A 26,851-nucleotide genomic window follows, 5' to 3' on the forward strand; every position below is an offset into this window, starting at 1 on the left:
TGCCGCGGATGTCACGCTGCGTCAGCGACGGCGGTGTTTAACGTCATCATGCCGTCCATCCCATAGGCAGTAAAGAGCGCCTTGGTGGCCGCTTCCGCCTGCTTGTTCATCGGGATAACGGGCTCCGCCATGCCGCTCTTGTCCACTTCATTGCGGAATTTGCGTTGACCTGCGGGCGTATGGATAACCTCCAGCACCGCGTCCGCCACGATTTGCGGCACCTGCAATGGGTTATTCGCCAGCGACTCGCCCATGCCTTGAAGCATGGCCTCCGGCGCGCCAGCGAATTCGCCATAACTTGCGTCCTGGTCGCGCGACGTTGGAGCGATCAGGTTGGCGAAGAAATTCGTCGGAAATCCGCCCGGCTCGATCACGGCCACGTCCACACCGAATTGGCTCAACTCCCAGCGATAGTTCTCGCTCATGGCCTCGACCGCCCATTTTGCGGCATTGTAGGGCCCCAGGAACGGAATGGTGACACGACCAAGAAGGCTGGTGACATTCAAGATCAGCCCGGATCGCCGCTCTCTCATCTTCGGCAGCACCGTACGTGTCATGCGTTGGACACCAAAGACGTTGACGTCGAAGATACGCTGGAAGTCTTCGCCCGAGAAGTTCTCCTGAAGGCCATGGGCGCCCGCACCCGCATTGTTGACCAGAACGTCGACATGGCCAAAGGCAGCCTCGACCGCGGCGACACCTGCTTCGACCGATGCGTCTTCGGTCACGTCGATATCGACCACTTCGACACCGATATCACGTAGCGCCTTTGCTGCGTCTTGATTGCGTCCTTCCGGATCGCGGACGGTTCCGGCAACACGATGTCCGGCCTTGATCAGGTCTGCCACGATCAGATTGCCAAACCCGCTGCTGGCCCCTGTGACGAGAATGTTCATTTGCTATCTCCTGCTTGTGATCCCGGGCTGGGACCCTCTGATGAGCCGAAGTTAGGTGTTGCCAATAAAAAGCAACAGACGTATCAGAATGAACCAATGGTTGCGAATATTAGAACAATTGGTATGCCTGCCCTCGTCAGCTTTGACACCGTCGCGCGTTTGGGGGGTATCAGTGTTGCGGCCGACCATCTGAACATGGCGAAATCCGGGGTCAGCCGGCATATCTCGCGGCTTGAAGAGCATTTTGGGGTCAAACTGGTCGAACGCAGCGGCAGATCAGTCAAGCTTACGCCCACGGGCATCCGCCTGCATCAGCGCATTAAATCTATTCTGGCCGACATAGACCTTTTGGACGACATCGCCCGCGAAGAAACCGGAGATGTATCGGGTCAGGTCAATTTCGCGGCCACCGCTGAATTCGGGTCGCTCATCGTTTCGACGCTGCTTCCGGCAGTGCGAGACAGATTTCCCAATCTCACTTTGGTCATGCGTCCGGCTTATGACTTTGAAGACATGCAGGACCCGAGCACGGATCTGGCCTTTCGGATAGGCACGTTCGACGATGACCGGCTGGTTGCAAAAGAACTGGGCAGTTTCACCTGCTGGTTGGTTGCTGCGCCAGAACTTGCGGCTCGTTCCCCGGTGAGCACGCCAAACGACCTCAGCGACAAACCCTGCCTGACATTCCGCAGTGATGTAACGGAAACCACCTGGACTTTCTTCTCGTCCAAGGTCGCATCACCGGTGCAGGTCAGCGGGCCGTTTGCGACCCGGAGCTTCCCGGTGTTGTTCGATCTCGCCGTCACAGGACAAGGCTACGCGTTTCTGCCTGAGTTTATGCTCACCGACGCCCTGACCGATGGTCGTCTGGTCAGATGTCTTCCCGACTATGTGTCGCGGCAATATTCGGTGTTTTTGACCTATCGCCCGGGAACGCGTCGCATCGCCCGCGTCGATGCTGTCGCGTCGCTGGCTGAGACGCTGATCCCGGCGCTTCTTTAGGATCTCGAAACTGGGTACAGAATAACCTCAATACTCAAAGGATCACTGCCGATAGCGACTTGAAGGACGGGTGGTGCCGCGGGTTTGTCATTCAGCTTCTCGTGATCCGCGCATGCATCGAAAGTCTGGTTTCAGAGACGCAGTGCAGCGGCGTAACGCATCAGCCAATTACGGCTCTGGGCCAAGAGCCACGTGGAAAATTACTAAGTCTTGATGCTGAGCTGCGGTGGATTTGCGGTGCGGAAATCAGTACCGTGCTTTCAGGGCTGTATTCGCGCAATAAGGGACGTGTCATGGTACTTCGAGCATTCGGAAGAACCGGAGCATGGATCCTTAGCGGTCTGGCAGTGACAAGTGCCTTTTCAACTCGCACTTTTCGACGTGACTGCGGGCCTCACGCGCGGGCTGATCACAAACCTGTGCGACATCGACCAGTATTCATGCATCAGCACTGATTTACGCTAGAATGCACAAATCAACGCGCTTTGACCCAAGGGAAGCTTCACTATGAGCGATACTCTGATGGACCGTCGTATCCTTATCACAACTGGGACTGCAGCCGTGCTGGCAACCGCGAACGCCTTGGTGCTGCCAGTCCGCGCGCAAAGCTTGGCTCCGACAACGTCTATGCGCGGCGGGTCCAATAATTACCGACCCGGCGCTCCCGTGGTCGATCGGATCGGAGGCGGAGGATTCTTGATGTCTGGCACCGTTCGGCGCGCGGGTGACGGCGCGCCTCTTAAGGGCATTCGCATCCAGATCTGGGCGCACACGACAGAAGGACACGAGCGTGACCCCTGGAGCCACGGTGCGACCCTGACCAACGCTGACGGTGTCTTCCAATTGGAGATGCCGCAAATCGTACCGGCATTTGGACAACCGCACGGGCACCTCGCCTATGACAGTGGCGAATTCGAGACGGTGTTTCTTCGTCCTGTCATGGCCAGCTCTCGAGACACGAGCCTAAGCGCGGATTTTGTTTTGCAACCCGCCTGACCGTGGCTGCATTCAGGGCCATCCTAATCTGGGCTGCGCTTGCGGGCGTCACAACCGTGCCAGTGGTGGTGGCGGCGGGCAGCGAGTTGCTTCAATATCGCAGCGCAATCTACATCACGGCGGGCCTCGCGGGCGTGATCGCTCTGGCGCTTTTGTTGTTACAGCCTTTGCTGGCGGCAGGGTTCCTTCCCGGGCTGCCGATGCCGGTCGGGCGCAGGATTCATCGCTGGACCGGCGCGGCCTTGGTGTTCGCCGTTGCCGTTCATGTTGCCGGTCTCTGGATAACGAGCCCCCCTGACATGATTGACGCGATGACCTTCACTGCGCCTACGGCCTTCTCGGCTTTCGGCGTTATCGCAATGTGGGCATTGGCCGCTGCAGCTCTCCTGGCCGGGTTCAGGAAGAGTTTGCGATTGCGCCCGCAAGTCTGGCGCCTTGCTCACACCATGGCCGCGATCGTGGTCGTTGCCGGAACTGTGGCGCACGCGCTCATGATCGAGGGCACTATGGGGACCGGTTCCAAAATCATGATATGTGCGGTTTTAGGCGCGGTGTTGGTTCTTGCGGTCAGTAGACTTCGGCCTTGGGCCGGGGTGTTGAGAGTGCGGGAGACGCAGGCGCAGGAGTAATTGCCTTATCCCGCAATCCTGACGTCGGCGCCCTTCGACATTTTGTACGCGCGGCGAATGGCAGCAAAGACGGCTGCGACTGCGGCATTCGGCTACCTTTTCCAAGGTCAGCTGCGGGCCGGTCGGCCCGTTACTTTAGAATAGATGTCTTGCTTAGCACACGGTGCCTCTTTTACCATAAATCTAAACAGGTAACGGCGCAGACCATCGCGGTGCAGATGATCATCAGTGATGACGGGCCCAGATTTACCCACCTATATCTGCCGCGCCAGTTGCCAAATCTGGTTGTTCAAATGGGCGAGTGTCTGCGGCAGGGCCTCGCGCCGTATACGCCCGCCCAAACAGACCCGCACATTCTGCTCCTGTGTGCCCACCGTCCGAAACGCACTTTCGGGCGAGATGCCGATTTCATGGTTAGACATATGGGACATCAGGGTCGCGCACGTCACACCATCCGGCAATCGAAGCCAGATATTGAAGGCATGCGGATGGGCTAGGAACTCCGTTTCGGTGATCGTCTGCGCGGCGATACCCTGCCGGACGGCGCTTTCCTTGCGGATAAAGCGACGGATTTGGTCGGCCGTGCCATCCAGAACCCATTGTGTGGCCAGCGCCATCGAGACGGGCGATGACATGACCGACACGGCCCGGATGCCATTTTCCATCGCAAACCCGGCGCGCGCATTCGGCGCCACCGAATAGGCCAGTCGCAGACCCGCTCCGATACATTTGGCAAGGCCACCGATATACCAGGTCAATTCCGGGGCACTGGTGGCCATAGGAGGAGGCGCGTCAGGTAGGACAAACCCATAGGCGTCATCTTCGATCAGAGGTAGATCATGCCGTTTCATGACATTGGCAATCTCAAGCCGGCGATCCTGCGGTATCGTGATCGTCGTCGGATTGTGCAGCGTCGGGTTCAGGTACAGCGCTTTGGGGGCATGCCTTTGAATAGCATCCTCCAATGCGCCGGGCAGAATGCCGTCCCTGTCCATCGGGAGGCCCACCAGCTTGAGACCCAGCTGCGCGGCAATCTTCTTGAACCCGGTATAAGTGATGTCTTCGCACAGCACGCAGTCTCCGGGCTGTGCCAGGACGGTCAGGATGGCCAACATGGTCGCATGCGCACCCGGTGTGACGGCGATCCGGTCCAGATTGGGCACAAGCCCCCGCATCGACAACCAGATCGAGGCGGCTTCTTTGTCAATTTCACCTCCGATCGGGCTCTGATAGCGCAGCAAATGGACCAAATCATCCGACACTGCGCACAGGCCAGCTCGCATCCGTTCCAACAGTTCGGGGTCAGTCGGTTCCGGAGGGGCGTTCATGGTCAGATCATTGGCCAGCGCCCGCCGTTCGTCGCTGGTGTTGCTGACGCTTTGCTGGGGCAACACGAACGTGCCCCGCCCTACATGGGACTCCACAAGGCCGCGGCTGATCGCTTCGGTATAGCCGCGGGACACGGTTGTGAAATCCACGCCGATCATATCGGCCAGCCGCCGTTGTGGCGGTAGTCGATCACCGGGCAGTAACACACGGTCTTTCATGTCTTGTGCGATGCAATCCGCGATCGCCAGATAGCGTGGCTTGCCGGATTGTTCGATTCTTTGGGGCCAGTTTTCCATAGTCTGTCTGCGGATTCGCTTTGGATACTTGATATTGTATGCATAATTTGCAGACAATATTCACTGTGGATTCAAGCCTTGTTAAAGGTCATTTAGTCAATTTTAGCCTATAAATTCACGGCAACCCTGCTCATCTGCCCAACCAGTAGGCATATTCATACAATCAATACAATTACATTGATTGCATTATTGTATGCAATTGTGGCGACCCCGGCGAACGGCTGTCTAGCTTAGGGCAATACCCAAGCGAGCGACAGGAGAACGCGATGCCCGAAGTAACAACAGCAGCCCATAAGGACGGTGATTTTTTCGTCAACTACGAAGAAAAGGTCTTTGAAGATGTACAGGCCGAAGAGGGCCAGAAAGCCCTTGTGACCTTTCACACGGTGGCCTTTGAGGGCTCGATCGGGTTGGTCAACATCCTTCAGGCGATCCGGCTGCAGCGCAAAGGGTTTGAGACTTCGGTGCTGCTGTACGGCCCCGGTGTATCACTGGGTGTTCAGCGCGGCTTTCCGACCCTGGGCGACGAGGCCTTTCCGGGCGCACAAAACTACGCCGCGAACCTGAAGAAATTTATGAGCGAAGGTGGCAAGGTCTATGCCTGCCGGTTCGCGCTGCAAATGCTGATGGGCCATGGCGAGCCTTCACTGTTGCCGGGCATCACTCCGATCGCGCCACAGGATGTGCTGGACCTGAAGCTGCTGCATGTGCGGGACAACGCGCTGATCCTCGATACCTGGACCCTTTGATCCCCGGCACCGCCGGGGCGGCAACGGCGTTGCCTCGGTGGTTTTCGTTCCACTCCGACCCGGGCGGCAACGTCGTCGCCCACTTCTCGACAAAGGATGGCCCCATGTCCGACCCCATTATTCGCGCCGCCGCAGTCCAGATCGCACCTGAACTGGCAGGCCGTTCAGGGACAATTGAACGCGTATTGAATGCGATTGCGGAAGCCGCCGAAAAGGGGGCTGGGCTGATCGTTTTCCCGGAAACATTCGTGCCCTACTACCCCTATTTCTCATTTGTCCTGCCGCCAATTCAGCAGGGGCCGGAACACCTGCGTCTCTACAATGAAGCGGTCTTAGTCCCCTCATCGGAAACGCAAGCCGTTGCCGATGCCGCGCGCAAGCGGGGCGTTGTTGTAGTGTTGGGCGTGAATGAGCGGGACAATGGCTCGCTTTTTAACACGCAGCTGATTTTCGACGCGGACGGATCGCTGGCGCTGAAACGCCGCAAGATCACCCCGACATATCATGAGCGCATGATCTGGGGTCAGGGTGATGGCGCGGGCCTCAAGGTGGTTGAAACCAAAGTGGGTCGTGTCGGTGCGCTGGCCTGTTGGGAGCATTACAATCCGCTGGCCCGCTATGCTCTGATGTCCCAGTACGAAGAGATACATGTAGGCCATTTCCCGGGCAGCCTTGTAGGGCCGATCTTTGGCGAACAGATCGAGGTGACAATGCGCCATCACGCGTTGGAGGCAGGGTGCTTCGTGGTCAATTCCACCGGCTGGCTGACTGAAGAGCAGATCACCAGCATCTCGGACGACCCCAAGCTGCAAAAGGGTCTGCGAGACGGCTGCATGACCTGCATCATCTCGCCCGAGGGGCGCCATGTAGTGCCACCGCTGACCGAGGGCGAGGGCATCCTGATCGGTGATCTTGACATGAAGCTAGTCACCAAGCGCAAGCGAATGATGGACAGTGTCGGGCACTATGCCCGCCCGGAACTGCTGCATCTGGTGCATGACGCACGGCCAGCGCAGCCCGTGCGTCGGATTGAGACTCCAGACGATTTGAATGCAACCCCGGACATGGAGGCCGAAGATGTCTGACGCCGAACTGATCAACGAATTGCAGACGCGCGGAATGCGGCTGGTCGATCCGACAGCGGGCCTGGAAAGCCGCCGTGGCGGCGCCGGTCCGACCGACCACAAGGCGGTGACCGTGGGCGAGACCACGGTGATGGTGCCCGTCCACACCGCCCCCGCCTTTGACAGCCCTTATGTGGTGCAAGCTCCGGGCTCTGATGGATTGGCTGAGGTGACCAAATCGGGCGAACCGATGGGAAAAATCCGGTTTCCGAACAGGCCGAAATTCTATGACCATAAAACAGCCGATGGCATCGAATACAGCAAGATCGCAACCCTGCATTCGCGCGATGTCCTGGCAACGACTGTGCTGCAAACCTGCATCCGATATGAGAGCCGGAAGAAAACCTGCAAGTTCTGCTCGATCGGTCAGTCTTTGGCTGCCGGGCGCACCATCGCCCACAAAACTCCACAGCAACTGGCCGAGGTTGCAAAGGCTGCGGTTGAGCTGGACGGGGTGCGCCATATGGTGATGACCACCGGCACGCCTGCGGGCAAGGATCGCGGGGCGGCTGTGATGGTCGAAAGCGCGGCGGCCGTCAAAGCTGCCGTAGATCTACCCATTCAGGGCCAATGCGAACCGCCAGAAGACAACATCTGGCACGAACGCATGCACAAGGCGGGAGTCGATGCGCTGGGGATGCATCTTGAGTCCGTTACCCCCGAGGTGCGCGCGCGCATCATGCCGGGCAAGGCGCAGGTGAGCCTAGAGAAGTATTTCGACAGCTTCCGGGCTGCCGTTCAGGTCTTTGGCCGGGGTCAGGTCTCGACCTACATCCTGGCCGGTCTGGGCGATACGCGTGAGGCCATACTCGAAACCTCGGCCGAGCTGTGTCGCATCGGCGTTTACCCCTTCGTGGTGCCGTTTGTGCCCGTGTCGGGGACACCACTGGAAAGCCACCCGGCACCGGGGTCGGGTTTCATGGCCAGCCTCCTTCGGCCTCTTTCGCAAATGATCCTGAACGCGGGCATGAGCGCCGAAACCGTCAAGGCCGGGTGCGCCAAATGCGGGGCATGTTCAGCGCTTTCCACATACGAAAAGCAGAGAGTGTCATGAGCTTCCTTGATACCCACACCTTTCTGTCGTCGGCCCAGATTTTTCTATCGCCGGACTACCTCATCCGGGCCGCCGCGCATCCTTGGGAGCTGGAGGGGGCCCGCGAACTGCGCCATCAGGTCTTTGTTGAGGAGCAAGGGATCTTTGACCGGCATGACCGGGACGGTGTCGACGATGTTGCCATGCCGCTGGTTGCCATCAGCACCTTCGCCGCTGAGGCGGATCAGGTGGTGGGCACCGTGCGCATTCACGAATATAGCCCCCGCAGCTGGCGGGGATCACGGCTTGCCGTTGCCCCCAGCCATCGGCGGCAGAGCCGCCTTGGATCGGAATTGATCCAACTGGCGGTCTGCACCGCACATGGGCGGGGATGTGACCGCTTTCTGGCGCATATCCAGATGCAGAACGTGGCCTTGTTCGAAAGGTTGCACTGGCGCGTGCTGCGCGAGGTCGAAATCCATGGCGTGCCGCATATGGAGATGCAGGCTGATCTGGCTGCATACCCGCCAATCCCGGACCCCTTTGCCGGATGGAAAACCCTCGCGCCGCGTCAGGCTGCTGTGTGATGGGGGCAACTGCTGTGAAACCGCATATCCCCCTGCGCCAAATGGTGCGCGAGCTGCGAGAGCACCCATCGGTCAGGGGTAAGCTCGACATCGCACAAAGCACTGCAACGCTGGGCCTGACCCAGTCTAGCGACGGCCAGCCCGGCGATGACTGTGCCGTGCTGCCGACCAAAGACGGCTATGATCTGTTCGCTTGCGAAGGCTTCATCAACGCGTTCGTACAGGCCGACCCGTGGTTTGCCGGATGGTGTGGGGTCATGGTCAACATCTCGGATATCCTGTCGATGGGTGGACGGCCACGCTGCGTGACCAATGCGATTTGGGCGCCGAGTGCAGAGCAGGCACAGCCGGTTTTGGCCGGTATGAAGGCTGCATCGCAGACCTATGGCGTTCCAATCGTCGGGGGGCATACCAACCTGCGGACCGATGATCTGCAGCTGTCCGTCTCGATCCTTGGTCATGCGAAACGGGTGATATCCAGCTTTATTGCCAAGCCCGACGATGTGCTGATCTGCGCCGTCGACTTACGCGGCAGCTATCGCGAGCCGTTTGACAACTGGAACGCGGCGCTGACCACACCGCCCGCGATGCTGCGCGAGAATATGGAAATCCTGCCCACGTTGGCTGAGGCCGGTCATGTCACGGCAGGCAAGGATATCAGCCAGGGGGGCATCGTGGGCACCGCTCTGATGCTGGCCGAGGCCTCGGGCGTCGGCATCGACATTCAGGTCGAGGCTCTGCCGCGCCCAGACCACGTTGATCTGCATCGCTGGCTGCGCAGCTTTCCCAGCTTTGGCTTTCTGCTGAGCGCAAGCGAAGATCGCGCCGATGCCGTTTGCGAGGCATTTCAAGACCGCGGTGTGGCCGCCACGATCTGCGGTGACGTGACCGAAGGCAATGCCGTTCACCTGACGGGCCGGGAAGGATCAGCGCTGTTCTGGGACTATGCCCGCTCGCCCTACCTGAACCTTTCCGGAAAAGAGGCCCCGCATGCCTGAGACCCGTTTCACCATTCGTTGGCCGGACGATCAGACCGAGGAGTGCTACTCCCCATCGACCATCGTACATGAATTCCTGACCGCTGGCGCGACCTATCCGTTGGACGATTTCCTGGCCCGTTGCCGCGAGGCCTTGGAACAGGCCAGCACTCGGGTCGAGGCCAAATTCGGCTATCGTTGCACCAGCGCCGATGTCCAACTGGCCCGGATTAAGCGTAAGGCAAGCACTTTCAAAACACCGGCTGAAATCACCTGCCTCTCGATCTCCTGAGGAGAATGACATGACCCATCGTGAACAAAAAACCGTTGTCATCGTCGGGGGTGGTCAGGCCGGTCTGTCGGTCAGCTACTACCTGTGCCGAAAGGGCATTGACCATGTGGTGCTTGAGCGGTTCGGCAAGTTCCATTCCTGGCGCGTCAACCGTTGGGACAGCTTTTGTCTTGTGACGCCGAACTGGCAATGCCGCCTGCCGGATTTCCCGTACAAGGGAAACGATCCGGATGGGTTCATGGTCAAAGATGAGATCACCGATTACCTTGATGCGTTCGCTGAAACCTTTAACCCGCCAATCATCGAGGATTGCTCTGTCACCCGGATCACCAAACGCCCCGGCGGCGGATATCTTGTGGACAGTAGCAAGGGTAACTTCACAACCGATCAGGTGGTGATTGCCACAGGCGGATATGACAACCCGATTGTGCCGCCATATACTGATCAACTTGACCCGTCCATTGTCCAGGTGCACTCGGTCGACTACCGCAGACCCGAGCAAATGCCCGAGGGTGCGACACTTGTCGTGGGCACCGGACAGTCCGGGGTGCAGTTGATGGAAGACATGCACCTTCAGGGGCGCAAGGTGCATCTGGCGGTTGGCCCGGCCCCCCGCTCTCCGCGAAAGTATCGCGGGCGGGATGCGACCGACTGGTTGTATGAGATGGGCCATTACCACATCACCATCGACCAGCATCCCAACCCGGAACACGCCCTGACCAAAACCAACCACTATATGACCGGCCGCGATGGCGGGCACGAGATCGACCTGCGCAAATTCGCGCTGGAGGGTGTTTCACTCTACGGTTCGGTCGCCGGGATGGAGGGTCAGAGGATCCGATTTCTACCGGATCTTGGGACCAACCTTGATGATGCGGATGACAGCTATATCGGTATCCGGCAGGCGATTGATGCCTATATCGAGAAAAACAACATAGACGCACCCGCAGAACCCGCCTTTGAGAAATTCTGGCATCCCGCGCAGGAGATCACCGAGATTGATTGTGAGGTCGAGGGGATTACCTCGATTCTTTGGGCCATCGGTTTTCGACCAGACTATGACTGGATCGATGTTGATGTCTTCGATCCGCGCGGAAGACCGGTCTACGACCGAGGGATTTGCCGCGAGGACGGGTTTTACTTCGTAGGGCTGGGTTGGCTGAACACCTGGGGATCGGGGCGGTTCCTGGGGATCGATGAAGATGCGCGGTACCTTGCAGAGGCAATTGAGGCGTACATAAAATCAGGACTGTTGGTTGCGTCCTGATCGGACGCCAAGCAGCGAGCGGAGTTTGAAGACCATTAAGCCCGCAACGAATCCGAGCAATAGCTCTAATATGACTTGCTTGGGGGTTTGCTTGAAGAAACTCCAAATTATTGCAATCCAACCTTGCATTGGCTCAAATCCGATTTCGATATGGCTTTGGCTCTCTTATTCACATACTGGTGGGGCGAAAAAAATAAGGCAACTTGGTCCCGCAAACCGTGAGTTCGATCGGTCTCAAGTTTCGCGTCAGCAGCGAATGTCCGGATCGACGGGCCACGACGCAGCGTCTTGACCGAGTTGTGGAGGTCAGCTTAGGGCGGCGTGCAGCCGAAACCATGTCAGCTGCCCAGGCAACGCTGGTGCGCGTCAGCCCGCTTTCACGAAAGTGAACCGGTACTACATCTGTTGGGCGGCAGAGGCGGCCTTTTCACAATCAGTAGGGTCATTGACTTGTGCTCGCCCGATAGTTCTTGCAATGAAGTCGGCCACTTCTCAAACGCGATTAGAGACTTGAACGACGGAAAGGTCTGTATTCTGCGTTCTACCCCAAGGATGCAGACTGAAATTCGCTTTCTGGTGAAATCATTTTTTGAGTACCCCAGCCATTGGAGGTAGCTTTATGCAATTGATCGATCATCCAAACCGTTATGGTTCTGTGATTCGGACGTTCCACAGGGGCATGGCAGTCCTGTTTCTGGCCCAGTATACGTCTGCAACTGCGCGAGCCTTGCTACCACGTGGGAATGAAATCCGAGATGCCTTGTGGCGTTACCACACTGATCTGGGAGTGACGCTCTTTATGCTTGTGATGCTGCGGAGCGCCTGGAGTTTAGTAAATCTGGTATTGTCACGTTAACTCTCGATCCACATAGAGATCCTGGTTTTTTGGATTTCAAGCGGCCTGTGTGGCAGCACTCCAAGCGTCAAATGCCTCTAGTCGGTGATATCGGATTGTTGAGGCGGCGCGGCGGCGGGCGGGCACGCTGAAGCAATTGCGGTTGGCTGATTGGGTCGCCACGAACCGCTGTAGTCCGCCCGAAGAGCGATGGCCTTACATCGTCCGTTCCCGCTTTCGAAATGGAAGATGGCTGTTCTTGGCTCGATTGTTCAAGCCCTTGTGCGACCAATGATCCAACCCTGTCGCGATCTCTCGTTTGGCGGCGTCATACGAGCGTAGTTTGTCTGTGATGATCCGCTTGGGAATGAAACCATCACACTTGATCACGCGGCGCAACAGTCGTTTTGCCGTCCATTTGTTGCGTTTTGGTTGGAGGATTTCGTCTAGCACGCCGTGCTGATCGACTGCGCGCCAAAGCCGATACTTGCGACCCGATATTCTCACGGCAACTTCATCCAGATGCCAGACATCACCTGGGCGGTTCTGTCTCTGCCGCAAGTTTCGAGCGAACGCCGGCCCGAACAAGTTTGGCGCGAACGCCGGCCCGAACTTGATGACCCAACGCCGGACAGTTTCGCAATAGGCATCGATCCCGCGTTGCAGCAGCATCTCTTCAACTTCCCGCAGGCTCAGATTGAAGCGAACGTATAGACACACCGCGTGCGCAATGATCTGAGGAGGAAATCGGTAACCTTTGTAGCAGATTGATGATCACTTCATCGATGTCACCTACGTCCAAATGCGTGCATGAGCAACCGAACGGCAGTTAATGTGACAACACCGGCGAAGTCCCACTTCGTAGCTCGGGTAGATGAGAGCACTTATTCGGAAATCGCATTTGTAGAGACATCGGTTGCCGCCCGCGAAATTTGTGCAGGGTTTGTGGGCAACAAAGATTGCACCCCCATGCTGGAGATGTTTGATCCGAGTTCGGTGGACTTAGATTTTTGGCATGTATTGGCGTAAGACAAACCAAAGCTGCCGTTGGTGCGCCAGCAGCCAACGGCAGAACCGTCCGGATAGTGTTGAAGAAGTTGACGTTGGGGCTGCCGGTGGGTTGCGCTCAAAGCAGCTTTGCCGTTCCTTTCAGCCTATTGGTTGTTGTCGCGGAACCAGCTTGGCGAGTTTCCTGAGGTTTTGAGCAGTTGCTGCGAGTTGGAACTGTTCATATGCGCCTTTGGGTCCTCGAATCCGCAGCATCGGCACGCCGATGTATCGCTTCAGATGGGCGAAGAGCATCTCGACTTTCCGCCTCTGAATGAACAAGGTCATGTAGGCATCGGTTTTGCGTATGTTGCGGGCCACATCTCGTGCAGCTTCGTGTACGGATCTCATCACTCGCCTGCCAGGGTCCCCTGGGCAACATTGCGGTTTGAGCGGGCAGGCGTCGCAATCGTGTTTTGAGGCTCGATATTTAATGAACCCGTCTTTACCGCCGTTGGGCTTTCGCGGTTTGGAGAAGGTCCTGCGATACGTTCTCAGTTCCTTGTTGCCGGGGCATGTGTAGCTATCGGCAGCGGGGTCGTAGACGAAGTCTTCGCGTGAGAATGTGCCGTCCGTCCGTTTGGATTTGTCCCAGACCGGAATGTGTGGAGCGATGCCGCGCTCTTCCACCAACCAGCCCAACATTTCTGCTGAACCGTAGCCGGTGTCGCCAACCAATTTGTCCGGGGTAATGTTAAAGCGGTCTGTGATCCTGTCGATCATACGCCTTGCGGCAAAGGCCTCAGCGGTTCGGATCGTAACAGATGGCTCAACATCAACAATCACGGCATTGTCCAAATCCACCATATAGTTGGTCGAGTAAGCGAAGAACGCTGCTCCACCGTCTGCCCCCGTCCAGCGCGCCGCAGGATCGACAGGCGAGATGTATTTGGGAACGACTTTGGTCGAGGCTCCGAATGCCGCGTCATCAAGTGTCTCGAGAAATTCCTCAACGACGCGGGTTGTTAGGTTGGATGGCAGGCCTTCCTTACTGTCGATCCCGCGTGTCTGGTTCGCATTCGCCGGGATCAGGCTGGCATCGATGCCGAAGCTCTCGCTGCCAACCAAGCCCTCATCAATGCAGCGCTGCAAAACTGTCTCGAAGAGCTGCCGGAACAAACCGCTCTCCCGGAAACGCCCATGCCGGTTCTTTGAGAAGGTCGAATGGTCAGGCACTGGGTCAGTCAAGTCAAGCCTGCAAAACCATCTGTACGCCAGATTAACATGCACCTCTTCGCAGAGGCGGCGCTCGGATCGAATGCCTTGGCAATAGCCCAACAACAGCATCCGGATCATCAACTCAGGGTTAATCGAAGGACGACCATGCGTGCTGTACGATGGTGCCAGAAGCGGTCGAACGACAGACAGATCCAGAAAACGATCAATGCCGCGTAGCGAGTGATCCTCGGGCACAAATTCCTCGATTGAAAACTCCTAGAACAGCGCACCCTGCGCCAGCTGCCTCGCTCCCATCATCGCCCCACCTCCACTCTCAAAACGAGTGAATCAGCGACCGACCAACCAATCAATCGACTTTTTCAACACTATCCGGAGAGGCTGTGTAGATCCGCAGCGACATCTTGAACGCCCGGTTTGGGTCAGGAATGCTTGACGTTTGGATCAGTATTGCGTGACGCGGCCCATTGAGCGGATTCGGAAAAATCGCCGAATTGAGTCAAAGATGCGCAACTTTCCATACTCCCTCCGATATATCTCAGTGAAAATCCCGGCTGGGGAACAGCCGCTTGGCCTGTTCGCGCGGATGCATGGCGCGGGGTGGTTGGCGTTGTGGGCGCGGGGCGTCGTCGGCTTGCGGCTGGGTGATGCCGATGGCCTCGTCCATCGGGTGACCCAGTTCGGTCAGGCGGTGGGACATGTCCTGAATATCCTGCGCGATCAGATGCACCACGATGCCTTCGCGCTGCAGATAGCCGGTGACGCGCAACAGCCGCCCGCCCATCACGACGCGCCGGAAGCGGTCATATATCTTGGGCCAGACCACCACATTGCTGACCCCGGTCTCATCCTCCAGCGTCAGAAAGATCACGCCCGAGGCGGTGCCGGGGCGCTGGCGGGTGATGACCAGACCGCAGACATGGGTGCGGCTGAGTGGCGCGGTAGCCAGTTGGTCATGCGGTGTCAGACCGGGCATCGAGGGGCGCAGCAGCTCCATCGGATGGGCGCGCAAGGTGAGCCGCATCGAGACGTAATCCTCCACCACCTCCTCACCCAGATGCATGACCGGCAGATCGACCTGCGGTTCGTTGATGCTTTCCCCGTCGATCGGGTCGTTGAACAGCGGTAGCGGCTGCTGCCCTCTGATCGCCTTGACCTGCCAGAGCGCGTCGCGGCGGGTCAGGCCCATGTCCGAAAACGCATCCGCCTCGGCCAGCCGCTCCAGCACCGCCGGTCTGATCCCGGCGCGCAGCCACAGCGCCTCGGGATCGCGATAGCCATTGCCGCGCGCCGTCACGATCCACTCCGCATCCTCTTCCTTGAAGCCCTTGATCTGGCGGAACCCCAGCCGCAGCGCCAGCGTGCCATCGGCGCGGCGTTCCAGCGTGTTGTCCCAGGTCGAGGCATTGACGCAGATTGGCCGCACCTCAACACTGTGTTCACGCGCGTCGCGCACGATCTGGGCCGGAGCGTAGAACCCCATTGGCTGCGAATTGAGCAGCGCGCAGGCAAACACCGCCGGGTGGTGGCATTTCAGCCAGGCCGAGACATAAACCAGCATGGCAAAGGCGGCGGCATGGCTTTCGGGAAAGCCGTAATCGGCGAAGCCCTCGATCTGGCTGAAACAGCGTTTGGCGAACTCCAACTCGTAGCCGTTTTGCAGCATGCCCTCAATGAAGCGGTCCCGAAAGGCGCCGATGGTGCCCATGCGCCGGAACGAGGCGAGCGAGCGGCGCAGGCGGTCGGCCTCTTCCGGGGTGAACCCTGCGGCGACCACGGCGATCTGCATGGCATGTTCCTGAAACAGCGGCACGCCCAGGGTCTTTTCCATGACCTTGTCCAGCTTGGGGCACATCGGTTCGGGCTGTTCCAGCCCTTGCCGCCGCTTGATGTAGGGCTGGACCATGCCACCCTGAATGGGGCCGGGGCGGACGATGGCGACCTCGATCACCAAATCGTAGAATTCACGGGGGCGCATTCGGGGCAAGAAGTTCATTTGCGCCCGGCTTTCCACCTGAAACACTCCCACCGCATCCGCCTTGCAGAGCATGTCATAGGTGGCAGTGTCGCCTTGCTTGACGGTGTCGATGGTCAGGTCTTCGCGCTCATGTTCACGCATCAGGTCAAACGCCTTGCGGATACAGCTGAGCATGCCCAGCCCCAGCACATCGACCTTGAGGATGTTCAGCGCATCGATATCGTCCTTGTCCCATTCGATAACTGTGCGGTCGTCCATGGCGGCGTTTTCGATGGGACATAGCTCATCCAGCCGCCCCTTGGTGATGACAAACCCGCCCACATGTTGGCTCAGATGCCGGGGAAAGCCGATGATTTCGCCGATCAGGCGGATGGTCTGGGCCAGCCGCCGGTCATCGGGGTCGAGGCCCAGTTCCCGGATACGCTCGGGATCGGCCCCGCCATTGGACATACCCCAGATCTGGCCCGAGAGGCTGGCGGTCACGTCCTGGCTGAGCCCCATCACCTTGCCCACCTCGCGGATCGCGGCGCGCGAGCGGAAATGGATCACCGTCGCGCAGAGCCCCGCGCGGTGACGGCCATATGTCTTGTAGATATGCTGGATCACCTCTTCGCGGCGTTCATGTTCGAAGTCCACGTCGATATCGGGCGGCTCGCCCCGGTATTTGGAGACGAAGCGTTCGAACACCATGGCGATCATATCTGGACTGACATCGGTGATGCCCAGCAGGTAGCACAGGACGGAATTCGCCGCTGATCCGCGCCCCTGGCAGAGAATGCCGATGGAGCGCGCATATTGCACGATGTCATGCACGGTCAGGAAATAAGCCGGATAGCCAAGTTCCGCGACCAGCTTCAACTCCTTTTCCATGAGGTCATGCACCCGCTTGGGCGCGCCTTGCGGGTACCGGCGGTGCAGCCCTTCATGGGTCAACCGCTCCAGCCGGGTTTGTGGAGCTTCGCCATCGCTGATCTCATCGGGATATTCATAGCTGAGTTCGCTCAGGTCGAAGCTGCATTTGGCCGCAATCTCCAGCGTGCGGCGCAGGGCGGCGGGGTGGTGGCGGAAAAGGCGGGCCATATCCACCGCGCCTTTCAGGCGGCGTTCCGCATTGGGCAGGGCGCGGGTGCCGATCCGGTCGATGGTGACATGCGCGCGCATGCAGGTCAGCACATCAGCCAACTGCCTGCGACTGCCGCGATGCATCAGCACATCGCCCACCGCCACCATCGGGGTCGCGCAGCGCTGCGCCAGCGTAGCGCAGGCACCGAAATGGGCCTGATCCGAGCCGTCATAGCGTGGGGCCGCGCCTAGAAAGACATGGCCGGGAAAGCGGCGTTGCACCTGCCGGATCGCGCTTATGTTGGGTTTCAGCGGGCCTTGCGGCAGGGCGATCAGGATCATGCCCTGACCGGCCCCCAGCAGGTCGCGCAGGTCCAGATCGCACGCGCCTTTTTCGGCACGGCGTTTGCCGAGGGTCAGTAGCCGGGTCAGCCGCTGATAAGCGGCGCGGTCGCGGGGCAGGGCGAGCCAATGGGCGGGGCTGTCGCGCAAGACCAGACGGCAGCCTACGATCAGCTTGGGCAGATGCGCAGTTTCGGGGCGGGGAATGTCGCTCGGGTTGCCGATTTCCTGCCGCGAGCAGCTATCGGTGCGGTGCTGCGAGGGGATGCGGATTTTCTCTTCAACCCCGCGTTTGAGTTCCTTGAGCGCCCGGAACGCCCGCACCACACCGGCCAGCGAGTTGCGGTCGGTGATGGCGATAGCGCTCAGGCCCAGTTCCGTGGCGCGTGTCACCATTTCCTCGGGGTGGGAGGCCCCGGTGAGGAAGGTGAAATTTGTTGTCACGCAGAGTTCCGCATAGGTCGGTTCGGGCGGCAGGATCTGGGGCTCGGGAGGGGTCATGCGAACTCTCCCTGCACGAACCAGCCGGGGTTTTGCGGGGTATGAAACAGCCAGAGCCTGCGACCCTGCCGGGTTTCCACCTGCCAGTAATCGCGCAGGCCCGACCGCCAGCTCTCATCGCTCAGCCACCATTCCGGCGCGATGCGTTCCGGCCCGGTGGCGCGCCCGATGGTCAGCGACATGCGCCGCCAGCGGAACTGGCGCGGCGGATGCGGTCCGGTGCCTGCGATGGGTTCGGGTGGGAACAGGCAGAGCGGGCGCGGGCGCGGGGCGCTCCACCCGCGTTCGGGTTGCGAATATGCGGCAGGGGCAATCAGGAAGCTGCGTTCGGGGATATGGCTGTCGGCGGGCAGGAAACGCTGCACATTCTCCAGCCCGATCCGTGTGCCGATCCGGGTGATGAGGTCATCCAGTTTGTCCTGCCGCCCGACCGAGACATGGCTGACCTGCTGAACCGGCAACGGTTCGACCTGCGTAGCCTCAAGCCGCAGTTGATCAATGCCGAACCCTGCATCCACCGCGTCCACGCCGCGTTGAAACAGCGGCAGGATGCGGTGCGGGTCGCGCAGGGGGCGGGCCAGCCGCAACTCCACCTGCTGGCTGTCCTGATCGACCCGGCGCAGGGTCAGGGTCAGCACCCGCGCGCCGGCCTCCTGCGCTTTCAGCTTGGTACAAAGCTGGCCCAGCAGGCGCGCGGTGCCCGCCATCACATCCGATGTCAGGCCAATGGGTTCGGGCAGGGTCATGCGGGTGCCGTAATGGGGCGGATCGGCGAGCGGAGAGATATCCTCGGGCTGGGTCCCCAGCGCCTGATCCAGCCGCATCATCAGCCCCGCTCCGAACCGGCGCGCCAGCGGCGCGCGGGGGGCATGGGACAGATCGGCAATGGTGCGCAGGCCCAGCCGTTGTAAGGCAACGGAGATGTTCTCCTCCAGCCGCAGCGCCGCCACCGGGAGTTTGCCGATGGCCGCCAGCATATCCCCCGCAGCGGCCACGCCGCCGCCATGGCGGGCCAGCGCCCAGGCGGCTCCGCGGGTATCCCCCATGCCGATCCGAACTGAAATCCCGGCTCGTGCGAAGCGTTGGCGGATATCCTCGATCAGGGCTGCCTCGCCGCCCAACAGATGGGTCGCCCCGGTGACATCCAGCACCAGCCCGTCGCGCCCCTCCAGCCCGACCCAGGGACAATAGCGCGTGGCCCAGCGGCGCAGGGCGATCAAAAACCGCTCATCGGCCTGCGGATGGGCGGGCTGGCTGATCAAGTCGGGGCAGAAGGCGCGGGCGTCCGCATAAGACATGCCCCGGTTCAGGCCCTGATCCTCGGCCGCCCGGTTCAGGCAATAGAGACGGTTGGCATTGCTCTGGATCAGGGTCAGGGCAAATGGCCCCTCAGCCGGGCGCGCCCGCAGAACCCGGTCGCTGGCCAACCGGGGGAACCACAGCGATACGACGCGCCGAGTGATCCCATCGAACATCCCAGACCCCCAATGTTCCTGATTTGTTCTTAATAAGCTCCCAACGGTGCCGAGTCGAGTCCTCCGGGTGAAATTGAGGGGCACAGGACCAGCGCGTTTCGGCCGCGTTGCTGCCCATGCCTTCGGGGATCAGCGCCAGTGCAGTGGCCTTGCCGTCGCGAGCAGCCAATTGCAGCCGCCGCCCGGCGGTCAGATCAAGCGGTTTGCTCAACTCGGCCACCACCAGCGACACCGCGCCCGAGCGTAGCGCCTCTTCGGTTACCGCCAGGGCCTCGATCTGGTCTTTGGCCGAGGCGATCAGCAGATGGGCCGGGTCGAGGATCGGGTGAAACCCCGACGGGGTCAGCTGCGCCGTCTGCCAGGCTTCGCGCACCCAGATCACCGGCCCGCCCAGACGGGCGGCCAGAACGAGGGCGAAAAACACCGCTCCGGCGCCGCAGGCCTCATGGGTGCGGTGCTTTTTCGGCGGATAATACGGGATCGCAGCGTCAGTCATCAGCGCTGAGTATAGGCAATCGGGACAGAGATGCGAGAGCGTCTCTGCCACAGGATGCCATGTTCATGCAGGTTCAGTGGGTCACTTTCGGCGTAATCGGCTCAAGCGCCATTTCAGGATTGGCCGCCTGCGCCCAGTCTTCCGCTTTCCAGCCCTTGTCCCACATGAACATGAAGGGACGTTCGGAGAGGATGCAGTAGGGGTTGTCGTCCAGCGTCAATCCCTTCAGGCGGGCATCCTGCCCGGCCTTAATGATATCCAGCAGGTCATGGGTCCGCTTCTGTACAGCGTCCGCAACTTTGTTATTCCAGAGCATCCATTGGTCCTTTCACGGGTTGGCTTCTCTTCACGGGAAGCTGAGGTCATCAGGTCGCGAACCCTCGCCCAGCCCTGTCCCGTGAAGAACAAACCGCAGGTAAGCAGTAGAAAAGGCCCATCAAGAGCGTGGCCGGAACGCGGTACGCTTTGGCCGGATTCCCAACAGCCTGAGCGCAAACATACGCCTCCCGGCAGGGGGTCAGGCCCGGCGCGGCGGGTTCCACAGGCCGCCGATCTCGTGTCGGGCAACATATGTCGTCATCAGCAGGGCAATCATCCATCCGGTGACCACGGCGGCGGCGGTTCCGAACCAGACTCCGATTTCGTCAAACCTCCAGACGCCGATAAAAAGCCACACAAAAAACGCCACTCCAAAGGCTTGCCGATAGAGGCTGATCCAGACTGTCCAGATGGGCCTTTTGAAGGCTTGCAGCAAAGAGTTGATCGAGAACAGCATCATATAGACCGGCAAGATCACGCTATCGACGCGCAGATAGCTCAGCCCGACACGGATGACTTCGGGGTCATCGGTGAACAATCCCAGCAGGGATCGGCCAAAGATCCAGAGTGCGGGGCCCGCGATGGCGGTCATAACGAAGCCCACCTTCCAGCAATAGAACACCGCCATTCGGACCCGTTCGTAATCCCGCGCGCCGAAGTTCTGCGAGGCGATTGGCAACAGCGCTCCGGTGACGCCCAGAACGGGCAGCAGCAGGATCTGTTCCAGCCGGATGGCGATCCCGAACCCGGCGATGGCATGCTCGCCGAACAGCTTCAGCGCGAACTGCATAACAAACCCCGACAGCAGCATCACCATGAAGGACACGGCGGTGGGCAGGGTCTGTACTGAAATCTCGGCAAATGCGGTCAGGCGCGGAACAAGGTTTGCCAGCCTGAGCCGCCGCATACGCCGCCGCCTGAGAACCTGCCGGATCATGAACAGCATCACCCCGGTCTGGCTCAGCACGGTCGATACCGCCAGCCCGTCGAATCCGATGCCCGGGATCAGGCCGGGAATGCCATAGATCAGCAGCGGATTGAGCCCGATATTGGCAAAGAACGCGACCATGAGCGCGCGCTGCATCGACACCGCGTCGCCATGCGCCTGCAGGATGCCATTGCACCCGAAGGCCAGCAGAAACCCGGGCAACGCCAGCAAAAGCCAGTGGAAATAACGCAGCCCCGCATCGCGATATTCGCCCGGTACCGAGACCAGCCGGATCAGCGCCGGTCCGTACCAGAGCCCTGCCAGCGCCAGCAGCCCGGCTGCCACAAGCCCATAGCTCAGGCCCTGCGCGGCCAGCCGCCGGGCCTTGCGGGTCTCTCCGGCGCCGAGCGCGTTGCCGACAAGCGCGCTCATTGCGGCGCCCAGGCCAATGCCGACCGAGATGGCCACGAAAAAGGCCTGAAACCCCAGCGCCAGACCAGCCTGGGCGCTGGTCGAGAGCAGCCCGGCAAAGAACATGTCCACGATGTTGTAGAGCGTGTTGAACACCATCCCGATCGCACCGGGTATGGCCAGGGCGCGAAAATGCCCCGAGATCGGCCCGCGTGTCAGGTCAAGCTCGACAGGAGCGGCCATGTCAGCAGCCCGTCACGGGCGTTCGGCCTGGACGGTCAGGAAGACAAATTCGGGCGTCAGCACCTCGACGAAGCCATGGTTCAGCTCGGCATCGACGCTGATACTGTCGCCTGCGGTCAGCGTGAACCGGGTCTCGCCATAGCGATAGACGGCCTCGCCCTCAAGCGCCTGCACAAAGACCACCCCGTGGCCCACATAAGTGGGGGGCCGCCCGCCCTCGCGCAGGAGCGTCACGCGGCGGGCCTGAAACCGGAGGTCCTTGCGGGCATGCATCGCCAGATTGACATATTCGTGGCTGTGCCCCCCGGCGATCCGGGTCGATTTCAGACCCTCGCCATGGCGCACCAAGGTGTAGTCGGTGTGATCGGTGCGGGCTTTGCGGAAGAGCGAGACGATGGGAACCTCAAGCGCCTCGGCCAACGCGGCCAGCGTGTCGATCGACGGCGAGACCAGCCCGTTTTCGATGCGGCTGACCATGGCGGCGGAAATCCCCGACAGCTCGGCCAGTCGGCGGGCCGACTGCTTGCGGGTCTGGCGCAATTCCTTCAGCGAAGCGCCGATGGCGCGGTCGATCTGTCTTCCCGGTGCGTCGCCCTGCATGATCCGTCCTGTCAATCGCTGCTGTAATAGCCCACAACATCGCCCTGGGTGGTGACGCCCAGCCCGTTCAACAACCGGTTGGCGTAATTGAAATACCCAACGATCTGGTTGATTTCGAGGATTTCTCCATCCCCCCAGCCCGCGGATTTCAGCGCGGTCACATCCGCTTCTTCCATGCTCCCGGGCGAGTGGGTCAGTTTCTCAGCATAGGTCAATGCGGCAAGCTCTGCCCCCTCAAAAGCGTCGCTGGGGCTGCGCGCCTGCAGCGCTGCCTCTATCAGGTCGGCGCGGGCATCATCGCCGATCAGATGCCGGGCGTTGGCCCAGTGGTTGGCGTAGGAGTAGTGGCAGTTATTCAGTGTCGAGACATAGGAGCTGATCACCTCTTGCAGCCACATCGGCACGGTGTTGGCACCGTCGTGCAGGCAGGCCCGGTAGAGAACCACATGACCCTTCATCGTGTTGGGCCGCAGCGAATGGACCCGCATCACATTGTCCACCGTTCCATGCGGTGTGCGCGCAAGATCCAGCATGACCTTCAACTGGTCGTCCGCCTCTTCGTCTTGTATCATCCTGATCCAGGCAGACATTTGCGGCTCCTCCCTTGGGTTCAGCACAAATCTTGGGCAGCGTCACACGGATCGCTGAGTTTTTTATTGACGAGTATTGCGTATTAAGCAACCATATTGATTAGAGCGCAACTATTTGGGGGTTCTGAGGCCTTGCCCGATTGCTCCACCCGTTCGCATCGCCAGCCGGGGGTCCGCCATGCGACCGGTCCCTGTCTGTTTGGGGGCTGCGCGGCGGGCGCTCTGGATCACTGGCAGGCGACCAAATTGCCCCCGAAGATGACAGGCGCGGCATGACCCGCCCCGCCCCGATGATCGAAGTCAGCAATCTGGACAAATTCTATGGCACGTTTCAGGCGCTGAAGAACATCGATCTGACGGTTCATCAGGGCGAGAAAGTGGTGATCTGCGGCCCTTCGGGGTCGGGCAAATCCACGTTGATCCGCTGTTTCAACGGGCTGGAATGGCACAATTCCGGGCGCCTGGTGATCGACGGGATCGAAGTCTATGAGGGCGCCAAGGATATCCGTGAGCTGCGTCAGGAAGTGGGCATGGTGTTCCAGCAGTTCAATCTGTTCCCGCATCTCACCGTTCTGGAAAACCTGATGATCGGCCCGATGAAGGTGCGCAAGATCCCAAAGGCACAGGCCGAAGAGACCGCGCGCAACTATCTCGACCGGGTGCATATTCCCGAACAGGCAGACAAGTATCCCGCCCAGCTCTCCGGCGGCCAGCAGCAGCGCGTGGCCATTGCGCGGTCGCTCTGCATGGAAACCCGGATCATGCTGTTTGACGAGCCGACCTCGGCGCTTGATCCCGAGATGATCAACGAGGTGCTGGACGTGATGGTCGAACTGGCTGAGACCGGGATGACCATGGTCGTCGTCACCCATGAGATGGGATTCGCCCGAAAGGTGGCCGACACGATGGTCTTCATGGAGGCGGGCCAGATCGTCGAAATCTCGCCGCCCGAGCAATTCTTCACCCAACCCTCCAGCGAGCGCTGCCGCCTGTTCCTGGATCAGATTCTGGCCCATTGAGGTGAGCGATCTGGGCATATCACGGTCCCGCGGGCAGGCATTACCCAAGCTGCCGTTTCACAAGCGGTTTTTCGGATCGGTTCCGGTCTCGGTCGCCATTTACGCGATCATCGTCGGGCTGATCGCTTATGGCGCCTACACCGGGGCGCAGGGGATGGGGTATAACTGGCAATGGTACCGGGTGCCGCAATTCCTCTATCGCAATACCGAGGTCGGGTTCGAATGGGGCGAGATTCCCATCGGGCTGGTTGCCACGATCAAACTTTCGGTCACCGCCTTTCTGCTGGCCACGGCGATCGGCCTGCTGGTGGCGTTGCTGCGCCTGTCTGGTCTGGTGATCGGGGCGGCGGTTGCGGTCGGATATCTGGAACTGATCCGCAACATCCCGCTGCTGGTGCTGCTCTACCTGTTCTATTACGTGCTGGGGCCGATCTTTGGCTTTGATCGCTATTTCGCCAGCATCCTGACGCTTGCGGTGTTCCATTCGGCGCTGATCTCAGAAATTCTGCGCGCCGGTATCAACGCCATCCCGGCGGGCCAGTGGGAGGCCGCCAAATCCATCGGGATGAGCCCCTATCAGACCTACCTTTATATCATCCTGCCGCAATCGGTGCGGTTCATGCTGCCGCCGATGACGGGCGAGGTTGTGCATCTGATCAAATCCTCGGCCATTGTCAGCGTAATCGCGGTGGCCGAACTGACCACTTTCGGGCGCAACATCATTTCCGATACCTACATGAGTTTCGAAATCTGGTTCACCATCGCTCTGGTCTATCTGGTGGTGACCCTGATCCTGTCGATCGGCGTGTCCCATCTGGAGAAGAAATATGCCGTCGACCAATAAATCTGAAAAACTGACCGGACAACAAGGAGAACCAAGATGAAGCTTACTCGCAGAATGCTCGGGGCCGCACTGGGCGCTGTTGTGGCAACCGGAATGGCAACCTCGGCCTGGGCGCAGAGCGCGACACAGGGCTTGTCCAGCGAAAGCGTGATTGAAACCATCAAGCAGGATGGGGTGATCCGGATCGGCCTGTCCCTGTTCGTGCCCTGGTCGATGCGTGACAAGAACGGCGATCTGATCGGGTTTGAACTGGATGTCGGGCGCAAGCTGGCCGAGGATATGGGCGTCGAGGTCGAGTTCGTGCCAACCGCCTGGGACGGGATCATTCCGGCACTGGTCTCGGGTAATTTCGATGTGATCATCTCGGGCATGTCGGTGACCGCGCAGCGCAATCTGACGATCAATTTCACCGACCCTTATGCCTATTCCGGTCTTGCCATCCTGGCCAACAAGTCGATGACCGAAGGCATGGCGCTGGAGGATTTCAACAGCCCCGATGTCACCTTCGCCGCCCGTCGCGGCGCAACGCCCGCAACGGTGATCGCGCAGAACTTTCCCGACGCCACGCTGTTGCTGTTTGACGAGGACGGGGCCTCGACCCAGGAGGTGCTGAACGGCAATGCCCATGCCTCGATGGCGGCGCAGCCGACGCCGAACCGTGAGGCGGGCCGTAACCCCGAGACGCTGATCGTTCCGTTCGAAAACCTTTATGACCCGCGCGGCGAGGCCTTTGGCGTGCGCAAGGGGGACCCGGATGCGATGAACTTCTTCAACAACTGGATCGCCCAGCAATGGCGCTCGGGCTGGCTGGAACAGCGCCACGCCTACTGGTTCGGCACCGAAGACTGGGCCGATCAGGTCGCCCAGTAACCGAAATCACCGGGGGCGGCGATGCGGCCCCCGGACCCTGATGCGGAGCTTGCCCGGTGCAATCCTTCCTGAAGAGACTCAGATGGCCCGACTATGTGATCGTGGCGGTTCTGGCGGCGTTTTTCGGGTATATCTGGCTCTCGATCGAGGGCACGCTCAACTATAAATGGCGATGGGAGCTGATCCCCGGCTATATCGTCGGCTGGCATACCGGCCGCGAGGAGTATTTCGCCAACCTGCTGTTGCAGGGTTTGGTCGCGACGATCCGCATCAGCATCTATTCCGGTATTTTGGCGCTGATTCTGGGCACCATTCTGGGGGTTGCACGCTGTTCCGCCAATCTTACCATTCGGATGCTGGCGCGGACCTATCTTGAGTTTCTGCGCAACGTGCCGCCGGTGGTGGTGGTCTTCATCTTCTTTTTTTTCCTGTCGCAACAACTGATCGACGCGCTGAACCTTGAGCGCTGGGCGCGCGGGATCGCGCGGCAAGAGGACAACCAGATCTGGACCTTCTTCTTTGGCGAGATGCGCCGCTTTCCGTCGCTGGTGTCGGGCGTGATCGTTCTGGCCCTGTTCGAAAGCGCCTTTGTGGGCGAGATCGTGCGCGCCGGTATCCAGTCGATCCCAAAGGGCCAGCGCGAGGCAGCGCGCTCCATCGGCATGAGCCACATGCAGGAGCTGCGCTATGTAGTGCTGCCGCAGGCGATGAAGAAGGTGGTGCCGCCGCTGGCCAATCAGTTCATCTCGTTGATAAAGGACAGTTCGATCCTGTCGCTGATCTCGGTGCAGGAACTGACCTACAAGACGGTCGAGCTTGTGGCCTCGTCCCGAATGATCTTCGAGGCGTGGATCACTACGGCAGCGTTCTATTTCATCGTCTGCTTCGGCCTCAGCCGCATCTTTGCGCGGCTGGAGAAGAAGTCGGAAAAGCGCTGAG

General features: G+C 59.9%; 25 protein-coding genes and 1 pseudogene. 15 read left to right on the top strand and 11 right to left on the bottom strand.

Going from position 1 to position 26,851, the window contains the following annotated elements; translation table 11 throughout:
* Positions 1-11: 11 nt before the first annotated feature.
* Positions 12-848 (bottom strand): SDR family NAD(P)-dependent oxidoreductase, encoded by an 837-nt coding sequence (locus Q5Y75_RS14900; protein ID WP_306198835.1) that lies wholly within the window; start codon positions 846-848, stop codon positions 12-14.
* Between Q5Y75_RS14900 and Q5Y75_RS14905 the strand changes: the two genes are divergently transcribed.
* The 3 genes from Q5Y75_RS14905 to Q5Y75_RS14915 all read left to right on the top strand — a co-directional run bounded on the left by Q5Y75_RS14905 (position 822) and on the right by Q5Y75_RS14915 (position 3,523).
* Positions 822-1,898 (top strand): LysR family transcriptional regulator, encoded by a 1,077-nt coding sequence (locus Q5Y75_RS14905; protein WP_306198837.1) that lies wholly within the window; start codon positions 822-824, stop codon positions 1,896-1,898. The two genes, Q5Y75_RS14900 and Q5Y75_RS14905, sit on opposite strands and share 27 nt — an antisense overlap.
* A 507-nt stretch (positions 1,899-2,405) precedes the next feature.
* Positions 2,406-2,894 (top strand): peptidase associated/transthyretin-like domain-containing protein, encoded by a 489-nt coding sequence (locus Q5Y75_RS14910; RefSeq protein ID WP_306198839.1) that lies wholly within the window; start codon positions 2,406-2,408, stop codon positions 2,892-2,894.
* A gap of 2 nt (positions 2,895-2,896) precedes the next feature.
* On the top strand, positions 2,897-3,523 hold the full coding sequence (locus Q5Y75_RS14915; protein ID WP_306198841.1) for a ferric reductase-like transmembrane domain-containing protein: 627 nt from the start codon (positions 2,897-2,899) through the stop codon (positions 3,521-3,523).
* A gap of 254 nt (positions 3,524-3,777) precedes the next feature.
* On the opposite strand, the gene Q5Y75_RS14920 is transcribed toward Q5Y75_RS14915, so the two are convergent.
* Positions 3,778-5,148, bottom strand: a complete 1,371-nt coding sequence (locus Q5Y75_RS14920; protein ID WP_306198843.1) for an aminotransferase-like domain-containing protein — start codon at positions 5,146-5,148, stop codon at positions 3,778-3,780.
* A gap of 266 nt (positions 5,149-5,414) precedes the next feature.
* Here Q5Y75_RS14920 and Q5Y75_RS14925 point away from each other — a divergent pair, with 266 nt between their 5' ends.
* The 8 genes from Q5Y75_RS14925 to Q5Y75_RS28515 all read left to right on the top strand — a co-directional run bounded on the left by Q5Y75_RS14925 (position 5,415) and on the right by Q5Y75_RS28515 (position 12,033).
* A complete protein-coding gene (locus Q5Y75_RS14925) occupies positions 5,415-5,897 on the top strand; it encodes an MSMEG_0572/Sll0783 family nitrogen starvation response protein (RefSeq protein ID WP_306198845.1) in 483 nt (160 codons plus the stop codon).
* Positions 5,898-6,001: 104 nt separating this feature from the next.
* Positions 6,002-6,982 (top strand): Nit6803 family nitrilase, encoded by a 981-nt coding sequence (locus Q5Y75_RS14930; protein WP_306198847.1) that lies wholly within the window; start codon positions 6,002-6,004, stop codon positions 6,980-6,982.
* Positions 6,975-8,075 carry an MSMEG_0568 family radical SAM protein gene (locus Q5Y75_RS14935; RefSeq protein ID WP_306198849.1) on the top strand — a complete coding sequence of 367 codons (1,101 nt, stop codon included), beginning with the start codon at positions 6,975-6,977 and terminating at the stop codon, positions 8,073-8,075. The genes Q5Y75_RS14930 and Q5Y75_RS14935 overlap by 8 nt, the downstream gene beginning before the upstream one ends.
* Complete coding sequence (locus tag Q5Y75_RS14940) at positions 8,072-8,641, top strand: MSMEG_0567/Sll0786 family nitrogen starvation N-acetyltransferase (RefSeq protein WP_306198851.1); 570 nt, start codon at positions 8,072-8,074, stop codon at positions 8,639-8,641. Before Q5Y75_RS14935 ends, Q5Y75_RS14940 begins: the two co-directional genes overlap by 4 nt.
* Before the next feature lie 14 nt (positions 8,642-8,655).
* Positions 8,656-9,639, top strand: coding sequence for a sll0787 family AIR synthase-like protein (locus Q5Y75_RS14945; RefSeq protein WP_306198853.1), 984 nt, complete (start codon positions 8,656-8,658; stop codon positions 9,637-9,639).
* Positions 9,632-9,910 (top strand): MSMEG_0570 family nitrogen starvation response protein, encoded by a 279-nt coding sequence (locus tag Q5Y75_RS14950; protein WP_306198855.1) that lies wholly within the window; start codon positions 9,632-9,634, stop codon positions 9,908-9,910. Before Q5Y75_RS14945 ends, Q5Y75_RS14950 begins: the two co-directional genes overlap by 8 nt.
* Positions 9,911-9,920: 10 nt before the next feature.
* On the top strand, positions 9,921-11,177 hold the full coding sequence (locus Q5Y75_RS14955) for an MSMEG_0569 family flavin-dependent oxidoreductase (RefSeq protein WP_306198857.1): 1,257 nt from the start codon (positions 9,921-9,923) through the stop codon (positions 11,175-11,177).
* Between the two features lie 619 nt (positions 11,178-11,796).
* Positions 11,797-12,033, top strand: coding sequence for a cytochrome b (locus tag Q5Y75_RS28515; protein WP_371933271.1), 237 nt, complete (start codon positions 11,797-11,799; stop codon positions 12,031-12,033).
* A gap of 36 nt (positions 12,034-12,069) precedes the next feature.
* Here Q5Y75_RS28515 and Q5Y75_RS14960 read toward each other — a convergent pair.
* The 9 genes and pseudogenes from Q5Y75_RS14960 to Q5Y75_RS15000 form a co-directional block, all read right to left on the bottom strand.
* Positions 12,070-12,780, bottom strand: a pseudogene (locus Q5Y75_RS14960) (IS6 family transposase).
* A 381-nt stretch (positions 12,781-13,161) separates the two neighbouring features.
* Positions 13,162-14,484: a transposase gene (locus Q5Y75_RS14965; protein ID WP_306199212.1), complete on the bottom strand. Its 1,323-nt coding sequence runs from the start codon at positions 14,482-14,484 to the stop codon at positions 13,162-13,164.
* 289 nt (positions 14,485-14,773) lie between these two features.
* Complete coding sequence (locus tag Q5Y75_RS14970; RefSeq protein WP_306198859.1) at positions 14,774-18,118, bottom strand: error-prone DNA polymerase; 3,345 nt, start codon at positions 18,116-18,118, stop codon at positions 14,774-14,776.
* Positions 18,115-19,593, bottom strand: coding sequence for a Y-family DNA polymerase (locus Q5Y75_RS14975; RefSeq protein WP_306198861.1), 1,479 nt, complete (start codon positions 19,591-19,593; stop codon positions 18,115-18,117). The genes Q5Y75_RS14970 and Q5Y75_RS14975 overlap by 4 nt, the downstream gene beginning before the upstream one ends.
* Positions 19,508-20,089: an ImuA family protein gene (locus tag Q5Y75_RS14980; protein WP_306198863.1), complete on the bottom strand. Its 582-nt coding sequence runs from the start codon at positions 20,087-20,089 to the stop codon at positions 19,508-19,510. Before Q5Y75_RS14980 ends, Q5Y75_RS14975 begins: the two co-directional genes overlap by 86 nt.
* A gap of 73 nt (positions 20,090-20,162) precedes the next feature.
* On the bottom strand, positions 20,163-20,405 hold the full coding sequence (locus Q5Y75_RS14985) for a hypothetical protein (protein ID WP_306198865.1): 243 nt from the start codon (positions 20,403-20,405) through the stop codon (positions 20,163-20,165).
* 201 nt (positions 20,406-20,606) lie between these two features.
* Positions 20,607-21,989: an MATE family efflux transporter gene (locus Q5Y75_RS14990; protein WP_306198867.1), complete on the bottom strand. Its 1,383-nt coding sequence runs from the start codon at positions 21,987-21,989 to the stop codon at positions 20,607-20,609.
* 12 nt (positions 21,990-22,001) lie between these two features.
* Positions 22,002-22,589, bottom strand: coding sequence for a helix-turn-helix domain-containing protein (locus Q5Y75_RS14995; RefSeq protein ID WP_306198869.1), 588 nt, complete (start codon positions 22,587-22,589; stop codon positions 22,002-22,004).
* An 11-nt stretch (positions 22,590-22,600) separates the two neighbouring features.
* On the bottom strand, positions 22,601-23,179 hold the full coding sequence (locus Q5Y75_RS15000; protein WP_306198871.1) for a carboxymuconolactone decarboxylase family protein: 579 nt from the start codon (positions 23,177-23,179) through the stop codon (positions 22,601-22,603).
* A gap of 272 nt (positions 23,180-23,451) precedes the next feature.
* Between Q5Y75_RS15000 and Q5Y75_RS15005 the strand changes: the two genes are divergently transcribed.
* The 4 genes from Q5Y75_RS15005 to Q5Y75_RS15020 are packed head-to-tail and all read left to right on the top strand — an operon-like array spanning position 23,452 to position 26,850.
* A complete protein-coding gene (locus tag Q5Y75_RS15005; protein ID WP_306198873.1) occupies positions 23,452-24,198 on the top strand; it encodes an amino acid ABC transporter ATP-binding protein in 747 nt (248 codons plus the stop codon).
* Between the two features lies 1 nt (position 24,199).
* Positions 24,200-25,042, top strand: a complete 843-nt coding sequence (locus tag Q5Y75_RS15010; protein WP_306198875.1) for an amino acid ABC transporter permease — start codon at positions 24,200-24,202, stop codon at positions 25,040-25,042.
* Between the two features lie 36 nt (positions 25,043-25,078).
* Positions 25,079-25,912, top strand: coding sequence for a transporter substrate-binding domain-containing protein (locus tag Q5Y75_RS15015; RefSeq protein ID WP_306198877.1), 834 nt, complete (start codon positions 25,079-25,081; stop codon positions 25,910-25,912).
* A gap of 56 nt (positions 25,913-25,968) precedes the next feature.
* Entirely contained in the window at positions 25,969-26,850 is an 882-nt protein-coding gene (locus tag Q5Y75_RS15020; RefSeq protein ID WP_306198879.1) for an amino acid ABC transporter permease, read from the top strand.
* The last annotated feature ends 1 nt before the right edge of the window (position 26,851 follow it).

It is taken from the genome of Ruegeria discodermiae, assembly GCF_030758345.1.
Lineage (GTDB): Bacteria > Pseudomonadota > Alphaproteobacteria > Rhodobacterales > Rhodobacteraceae > Ruegeria_C.

Coding starts and splice junctions, on each gene's coding strand:
- Q5Y75_RS14905 (WP_306198837.1), top strand. CDS start 822: ATGTCCGGCCTTGATCAGGTCTGCCACGATCAGATTGCCAAACCCGCT.
- Q5Y75_RS14910 (WP_306198839.1), top strand. CDS start 2,406: ATGAGCGATACTCTGATGGACCGTCGTATCCTTATCACAACTGGGACT.
- Q5Y75_RS14920 (WP_306198843.1), bottom strand. CDS start 5,148: ATGGAAAACTGGCCCCAAAGAATCGAACAATCCGGCAAGCCACGCTAT.
- Q5Y75_RS14925 (WP_306198845.1), top strand. CDS start 5,415: ATGCCCGAAGTAACAACAGCAGCCCATAAGGACGGTGATTTTTTCGTC.
- Q5Y75_RS14930 (WP_306198847.1), top strand. CDS start 6,002: ATGTCCGACCCCATTATTCGCGCCGCCGCAGTCCAGATCGCACCTGAA.
- Q5Y75_RS14935 (WP_306198849.1), top strand. CDS start 6,975: ATGTCTGACGCCGAACTGATCAACGAATTGCAGACGCGCGGAATGCGG.
- Q5Y75_RS14940 (WP_306198851.1), top strand. CDS start 8,072: ATGAGCTTCCTTGATACCCACACCTTTCTGTCGTCGGCCCAGATTTTT.
- Q5Y75_RS14950 (WP_306198855.1), top strand. CDS start 9,632: ATGCCTGAGACCCGTTTCACCATTCGTTGGCCGGACGATCAGACCGAG.
- Q5Y75_RS14955 (WP_306198857.1), top strand. CDS start 9,921: ATGACCCATCGTGAACAAAAAACCGTTGTCATCGTCGGGGGTGGTCAG.
- Q5Y75_RS28515 (WP_371933271.1), top strand. CDS start 11,797: ATGCAATTGATCGATCATCCAAACCGTTATGGTTCTGTGATTCGGACG.
- Q5Y75_RS14970 (WP_306198859.1), bottom strand. CDS start 18,118: ATGACCCCTCCCGAGCCCCAGATCCTGCCGCCCGAACCGACCTATGCG.
- Q5Y75_RS14975 (WP_306198861.1), bottom strand. CDS start 19,593: ATGTTCGATGGGATCACTCGGCGCGTCGTATCGCTGTGGTTCCCCCGG.
- Q5Y75_RS14980 (WP_306198863.1), bottom strand. CDS start 20,089: ATGACTGACGCTGCGATCCCGTATTATCCGCCGAAAAAGCACCGCACC.
- Q5Y75_RS14985 (WP_306198865.1), bottom strand. CDS start 20,405: ATGCTCTGGAATAACAAAGTTGCGGACGCTGTACAGAAGCGGACCCAT.
- Q5Y75_RS14990 (WP_306198867.1), bottom strand. CDS start 21,989: ATGGCCGCTCCTGTCGAGCTTGACCTGACACGCGGGCCGATCTCGGGG.
- Q5Y75_RS14995 (WP_306198869.1), bottom strand. CDS start 22,589: ATGCAGGGCGACGCACCGGGAAGACAGATCGACCGCGCCATCGGCGCT.
- Q5Y75_RS15000 (WP_306198871.1), bottom strand. CDS start 23,179: ATGTCTGCCTGGATCAGGATGATACAAGACGAAGAGGCGGACGACCAG.
- Q5Y75_RS15005 (WP_306198873.1), top strand. CDS start 23,452: ATGACCCGCCCCGCCCCGATGATCGAAGTCAGCAATCTGGACAAATTC.
- Q5Y75_RS15015 (WP_306198877.1), top strand. CDS start 25,079: ATGAAGCTTACTCGCAGAATGCTCGGGGCCGCACTGGGCGCTGTTGTG.